The organism is Pseudomonas sp. PS01299 (assembly GCF_029960145.1).
GTDB lineage: Bacteria > Pseudomonadota > Gammaproteobacteria > Pseudomonadales > Pseudomonadaceae > Aquipseudomonas > Aquipseudomonas putida_A.
Genome location: NZ_JASCPO010000277.1, coordinates 1 through 6,696 on the forward strand (window position 1 = coordinate 1; position 6,696 = coordinate 6,696).

A 6,696-nucleotide genomic window follows, 5' to 3' on the forward strand; every position below is an offset into this window, starting at 1 on the left:
CGAAAGCGGTGGGTCAGTCACTTCATTGTTGACTGATGCACCGCTTTCGCGAGCAAGCCCGCTCCCACATTGGTTATGTGTCAAAGCTCACATTTGGTGCATGTAAAAATCTTCACGCACCAAAACCTTCCAAAATTCTGCAACATCTTGAAACATCCTCTACGCTCCGACAGGGATTTCCTACATCTCGTCCGGTTGGCAAGCCCCTTGCTCTAGCCCTCCTACAAGTCCACTGCTGGAAGCTTTCCGATGCTGGTGATTCATCGCAGAATCGACCCTCAACCTGTCTGGTCCGCCGAGTTGCACCTGACCTTCGAAGCGCGGAGCAAAAGCCGTCTGCGCTGTTTCAGTGCCGATGGCGAAGACGTCGGGTTGTTTCTGGAGCGCGGTCAGGCACCGTTATATGACGGCGAATGCCTGCAGGCCGAGGACGGCCGCATCGTTCGCGTCTGCGCCCGCCCCGAGCAACTGCTGCACGTCACCTGCGCCAATGCCTTCGAACTGACCCGCGCCGCCTATCACCTCGGTAACCGCCACGTCGCCTTGCAAGTCGGCGATGGCTGGCTGCGTCTGCTCGATGATTACGTGCTCAAGGCCATGCTCGAACAGCTCGGCGCCCAGGTCGAGGCGATAGAAGCACCGTTCCAACCGGAACACGGTGCCTACGGCGGCGGCCATCACCATTCGCGGCATGGCGACGAAGATTTCAACTACGCGCCCAAACTCCATCAGTTCGGCGTCCGTCTGTGAACCCGGCCTGGGCGCTGTTGCGCCTGGCCAGTCCGCAATTGCCGATTGGCGGCTACAGCTATTCGCAAGGCCTGGAAATGGCGGTGGATAACGGCCGCGTGAACAACCCGGACAGCGCCCGCCGCTGGATCAGCGATCAACTACTGCTCAACCTCGCCCGTTTCGAGGCGCCGCTGCTGCTGGCTCATTGTCAGGCCGCGGCCGAAGAAAACTGGCCCGAGTTGCTGCATCTCTGCGAAACCCACCGTGCCAGTCGCGAGACCCGTGAGTTGCATCTGGAGAGCCGGCAGATGGGCTACTCGCTGCAGCAATTGCTCAACGGTTTGCCGGAACTCGACGCGCCGGCCCGCAGCTTTCTTGAGCAATGCGCTGAACCGCACCTGGCCCTTGGCTGGGCACTCGCTGCCCGCGCCTGGCAGATCAGCCCACAGGACGCCCTCGCTGCGTGGCTATGGAGCTGGCTGGAAAACCAGCTCGCGGTACTGATGAAAACCCTGCCGCTGGGCCAGCAAGCCGCCCAGCGCCTGACCAGCGAACTGTTGCCGTTGCTGCAACAGGCGCAGCAGGACGCCACCCGCATCAATCCCGAACACATCGGCAGCGCCGCATTCGGCCTGTCTCTGGCGTGCATGGCGCATGAGCGCCAATACAGCCGTCTGTTTCGCTCTTAGGGCCTGTCATCTTGGAGAAGCACATGAACACACAACCCCTGCGCGTCGGCATCGGCGGCCCGGTCGGTTCCGGCAAGACTGCATTGACCCTGGCCCTGTGCCTGGCGTTGCGCGATCGCTACAACCTGGCCGTCGTTACCAACGACATCTACACCCGCGAAGACGCCGACTTTCTGGTGCGCAACGAAGCGCTGGCACCGGAGCGGATCATCGGCGTGGAAACCGGTGGCTGCCCGCACACGGCGATCCGCGAAGACGCTTCGATCAACCTCGAAGCCGTCGATCAACTGAACCGGCGCTTTCCGGGGCTGGACCTGATTCTGGTGGAATCCGGTGGCGACAACCTGTCGGCAACCTTCAGCCCGGAGCTGTCAGACCTGACCATTTACGTGATCGACGTCTCCGCCGGCGACAAGCTGCCGCGCAAGGGCGGCCCGGGGATCTGCAAGTCCGACCTGCTGGTGATCAACAAAATCGACCTGGCGCCGCTGGTAGGTGCCTCGCTGGAAATGATGGATAGCGACACCCAGCGCATGCGCAACGGCAAGCCATTCGTCTTCAGCAACCAGAAAACCGGCCAGGGCCTGGAAGACATCATCGCCTTCATCGAGCGCCAGGGCCTGCTGAACGCCGCCTGATTCAATGACCAACAAGGAAGCTTATCCATGACACTCAAACGCATTCTCGGCGCCGTGGCGCTGCTGCTGACCCCGGCACTCGCCTTCGCCCACCCGGGCCACGGCGACAGCGGCTTGATCGCCGGCATCAGCCACCCGATCGGCGGCCTCGACCACTTGCTGGCGATGGTTGCAGTCGGCCTGTGGGCCGCGCAGCAGCAAGGCGCGGCACGCTGGGCGCTGCCCTGCACATTCGTCGGCACCATGCTGATCGGCGGCATGCTCGGTTTTGAAGGGCTGGAGTTGCCGGCGCTGGAAAGCGGGATCGCCGCTTCGGTGCTGGCGCTGGGTCTGGCGGTGGCACTGGCGGTGCGTCCACCGCTGGTGATGGCGGTGGCGGCGACGGCGTTGTTTGCGCTGTTCCATGGTGTGGCGCATGGCCTGGAACTGCCGGACATGAGCAGCCCTTGGGCGTATGCCGCCGGTTTCGTCGCGGCGACTGCAGCGCTGCATGCGGCGGGTTATGGCCTGGTGCGCGTGTTGCCTCAGGCTGCTGCACCATTGGTGCGAGTGGCGGGGGCTGCTTCGGCGGTGACCGGTGCATGGTTGCTGGCCGGCTGATCCTTATCGCCTGAACCGGCCTCTTCGCGAGCAAGCCCGCTCCCACCCTGGATTTGCGGTGTACACAAAACCTGTGGGAGCGGGCTTGCTCGCGAAGGCGGACTGACAGACACCGCGTCTCATCAGGCCGTCGCTCTGCTACCATGTCGCGCAATCGCCCCAGCCGTGACGACGTCCGCCAATGCCCCATGCTTGCCGCTCCACCTCCCTGCCCGAATTGACCGCCCTGTTCAGCAACGTGCAACAGCACTTTCTGAACGTGATCGTGCCGCTTTGGCAAGGCCCGGGCTGGAACGCCGACATGGCGCTGCCCTACGAGGCACTCGACGCGGCGCATCAACCTTTGCCACCGCAACGCTATCGGGCGATGGCCTGCGCACGGCAGCTGTACCTGTTTTCCAGCCTGATCGGGGTTGTGGATAACGCCGAGGCGCGCGCCGCCGCGCTGTTCCGCTCGCTGCAACGGCATTTCCACGATGCCGAGCACGGCGGCTGGTTCTACAGCATCGACGCGCAAGGCAAGCCGCTGGATCAGCGCAAAGACCTCTACACCCACGCTTTCATCCTGTTCGCCTGCGCCCATTACTGGGCCAAGTCCCGGGAGCCGCTGGTGGAATCCACGCTGAACGCCGCACTGGAAATCATCGGTCGGCGCTTCGCCACCGGTGATGGCCTGTACGAAGCCTGTCTGGACCGCGACTGGATAACCCTGCAAACCGGGCCACTGCAAAACCCGCTGATGCACTTGGCCGAAGCATTTCTCGCCACCCTCGCCGTGCGCGAAGACGCGGCGACGCAGCAAGCGCTGCTCGAGTTATGCACAGCCATGCACAAGCAGTTCGTCGACCCGCAACATGGCGTGTTGATGGAAAAACCACTGGGGGCTGTGGATAACTGGTACGAACCGGGGCATCAGTTCGAGTGGTATTTCCTGCTTGAATCTTCAGCCCTGCTGCGCGGTTCGAAACTGCATGCAGCGCTGGACCGGGCATTCGCTTTCACCGAGCAATTCGGTGTTGAACAGCCTTCAGGGGCGGTGCGGGCGATGCTCGATCTGGAACTGGACGGTCGCCCGAAAGATTCGACTCAGCGCATCTGGGCTCAGGCGGAATACCTGCGCGCCCTGACCTTGCGCCCGGACAGCGAAGGCACCGTGCTGCGCCAGTTGCAGGCGCTGCAGCAGCGGTTTCTGCATGCGGGCGGGTGGCATGAATGCCGAGATGAGCTGGGAGAGGTCAGCCGCAAGGACATGCCTTCGACGACGCCTTATCACCTGGCGACGTGCTACAGCGGGCTGGCTGAATATCTGCGTTGATTGAAAAATAGCTTTCGCGAGCAAGCCCGCTCCCACAGGGGAATTTCGGCGAACACATAATCTGTGAACAGCCTGGATCCCTGTGGGAGCGGGCTTGCTCGCGAATAGCCGTTACACGGTCTCTAGGCAATCCACTTCTTGTCACCGGTAAAGCTGATCGTCAACCAGCGTGCCGCATCCGGCTCGCCGAGCTGCGCCGAGATTTCCTCCCGCAACACATCCAGCTGACCTACGCTGCTCAGCGCATAATCCGCCGGCAACACCACATGAATCTCGATAAACCGCGCCCGCCCGTGCTTCTGCACGTAGGTCACGTAATCATCGAAACCATGCTCGACCTTCGCCGCTTCCATGACCTGACGCACCTGATCATCCAGGGTGTCCGGGGCAATACCCAGTACATCACGCAGTGCCGGGCCGAGGATTTTGAACGCCGGTGGCAACATGGTCAGCGCCAGCACGATCAGGATCAGCGGGTCGACAAACTTCGCCCACTCGTCAAAGCCCTGGGCCTTGAGCAGCAACGCGGCGAGAAAACTGATCAACAGGCCGACCGAGAGCATCGCGTCCACCAGCCAGCTGATGTTGTCGAACTGGATCAGGCTGGACTTGAGCTTGCGATTGCGCCGACGCACGTAGAAGAAATAGGCGAATTCGACGACGGTGAACACCGCCGCATAAATGATCACCAGCCCCAGCTCGATCTCGCGGCCACCGTTGATGATGCCGAACACACCGTTGAGAAACGCATAGATCGCGATCAACAGCAGGAAGCTGCCTTCGATCAGCAGCACCATCGGCTCCAGATGCCAGAAACCGAACTGGAAGCGGTGATTGCTCTCTTTGGCGATCAGCCGGGCGGTGATCAGCATCAGCACTTTGATGAACGTTGCGATCAGCGAGAAAAAACCATCGAAAAGGATGGATTGCGAACCTGAAACAAAACCGGTGACGATCCCGGCAATCGACACCGCGAACATCAGGATGGTCGATTGTTTGAGCAGTGACTGCTCACCTCGGTTACTCACTTTAACTCCTCGAAAACCTTGAAAACCGCAGGGTGCGGTGGGGTTGTTGCGAGGAGAGTTTACCTTATCGGTATTTATTGCCTGTGACGGCCCCTTCGCGAGCAAGCTCGCTCCCACATGAGACCGCGATCAAATGTGGGAGCGAGCTTGCTCGCGAATGGCCTCAACGCGGTGTCAGGCCTTGTTACGCTCAATCGCAAACCCCGCCCAGGTCTGACTCACCGGCATCAGTTCCAGGCTGTTGATGTTGATGTGCGCCGGGGCGTTGAGCACCCAGAAGATGGTCTCGGCGATGTCCTGCGGCTGGATCGGCTCGGCACCGGCGTAAGTGGCGTTGTAGCGTTCCTGGTCACCGGCAAAGCGCACCAGCGAGAACTCGCTTTCGCACAGACCCGGCTCGATGTTGCTGACGCGCACGCCGGTGCCCTGCAGGTCGCAGCGCAGGTTCAGCGAGAATTGCTTAACGAACGCCTTGGTCGCGCCATACACGTGGCTGCCCGGGTACGGGTAGTTGCCGGCGATGGAGCCGAGGTTGACGATACCGGCGCCACGGCCGTGAGCGATCAAACGCGGCAGCAGCAGACGAGTGCTGTACATCAGGCCTTTGACGTTGGTGTCGACCATAGTGTCCCAGTCGTCGAGGTCGCATTTGGGCGCCGGATCGACGCCCAGCGCCAGCCCGGCGTTGTTGATCAGGCCACGCAGCTTGGCGAACGACGGCGGCAGATTGGCAATTGCCTCTTCCATCGCCTTGCGGTCACGCACGTCGAGCACCAGGCCATGCACTTCAGTCTGCTTCGACAACTCGGCGCACAGCGCGTCGAGACGTTCTGCACGACGGCCGGTCAACACCAGTTTCCAGCCAGCCTCGGCGAAACGACGGGCACAGGCTTCACCAAAACCGGAGGTTGCGCCGGTAATAAACAGGGTGTTGGACATCGTGTTCTCCTTGCGTCGGCCGCCAGCGCGGCCATTGGAATAGAAAATCAGCAGCCAGCATGCCCGGCCCGGCATTTACGAGCAACACCCGCACCGGGACAACTTCCGATCAAATTTTGATCAACCGTCGCTACGCCATACCTGCCGTGGCCTGTAGCCATGTGCACGCACGTTATCCACAGTCCCTTCCACAGTTTCCGGGGGCAAGTAGAACCGCGCAAAGCCGCGCCATACAAGGCTTTGCGCGGGAAACAGAAAGTTTTTTGCTTGACCCTGAAGCGGCTGATGTGCCGGAGATGGCATTTTGCACGACCGGACGGTCAGTGCAGTGATTGCGCGAGGCCAGTAATTACGGCCCTCAGCGGAGTCTTTCCAGAGTTTAGTCACAGACTTATCCACAGGCTTGTTCACATCGGATTGTCGCCACAGCGCAGCCTAGAAAAAGGTTGACAACAGCGTCTTCAGCTCCAGCAAAAACGCCTGATCAAAAAGCGATCACCAGCCTGCAAGCCACGGAACAAAAGGGCTTCAGCCAGCTACTCCCACGTTATTCACAGCCAGCTCCACAGTAAACGGGGACAAGTCAAAACTGTGGAAAAACAGCCATTTGCAGCGTCTATATGTCGCGCTTTGGCAGCTATGGGAATTTGTTTTCCACAATTCTGAAATCTGGCGCAGATCAACTGTGGGAGCGGGCTTGCTCGCGAAGAGGATGTGTCATAAAACACGGCGTTATCTGACACACCCTCTTCGCG

Annotated in this window: 7 protein-coding genes; 5 read left to right on the plus strand and 2 right to left on the minus strand. The window is 60.8% G+C overall.

Features of this window, described 5'->3' with window-relative positions:
• Nucleotides 1-249: 249 nt before the first annotated feature.
• The 5 genes from ureE to QMX91_RS27610 all read left to right on the plus strand — a co-directional run bounded on the left by ureE (nucleotide 250) and on the right by QMX91_RS27610 (nucleotide 3,974).
• Nucleotides 250-750 carry an urease accessory protein UreE gene (gene ureE, locus QMX91_RS27590; RefSeq protein ID WP_003221180.1) on the plus strand — a complete coding sequence of 167 codons (501 nt, stop codon included), beginning with the start codon at nucleotides 250-252 and terminating at the stop codon, nucleotides 748-750.
• Nucleotides 747-1,421: an urease accessory protein UreF gene (locus QMX91_RS27595; RefSeq protein WP_027613540.1), complete on the plus strand. Its 675-nt coding sequence runs from the start codon at nucleotides 747-749 to the stop codon at nucleotides 1,419-1,421. Before ureE ends, QMX91_RS27595 begins: the two co-directional genes overlap by 4 nt.
• A 23-nt stretch (nucleotides 1,422-1,444) precedes the next feature.
• On the plus strand, nucleotides 1,445-2,059 hold the full coding sequence (gene ureG / locus QMX91_RS27600; protein WP_098966966.1) for an urease accessory protein UreG: 615 nt from the start codon (nucleotides 1,445-1,447) through the stop codon (nucleotides 2,057-2,059).
• 27 nt (nucleotides 2,060-2,086) lie between these two features.
• Nucleotides 2,087-2,659 (plus strand): HupE/UreJ family protein, encoded by a 573-nt coding sequence (locus QMX91_RS27605; protein ID WP_098966964.1) that lies wholly within the window; start codon nucleotides 2,087-2,089, stop codon nucleotides 2,657-2,659.
• A gap of 181 nt (nucleotides 2,660-2,840) precedes the next feature.
• Nucleotides 2,841-3,974 (plus strand): AGE family epimerase/isomerase, encoded by a 1,134-nt coding sequence (locus QMX91_RS27610; protein WP_282413681.1) that lies wholly within the window; start codon nucleotides 2,841-2,843, stop codon nucleotides 3,972-3,974.
• Between the two features lie 122 nt (nucleotides 3,975-4,096).
• Here the strand turns inward: QMX91_RS27610 and QMX91_RS27615 are convergent, their stop codons facing one another.
• Both QMX91_RS27615 and QMX91_RS27620 read right to left on the minus strand, forming a co-directional pair.
• Complete coding sequence (locus QMX91_RS27615) at nucleotides 4,097-5,002, minus strand: cation diffusion facilitator family transporter (protein WP_135294848.1); 906 nt, start codon at nucleotides 5,000-5,002, stop codon at nucleotides 4,097-4,099.
• A gap of 174 nt (nucleotides 5,003-5,176) precedes the next feature.
• Nucleotides 5,177-5,941, minus strand: coding sequence for an SDR family oxidoreductase (locus QMX91_RS27620; RefSeq protein WP_027613536.1), 765 nt, complete (start codon nucleotides 5,939-5,941; stop codon nucleotides 5,177-5,179).
• Nucleotides 5,942-6,696: the final 755 nt, after the last annotated feature.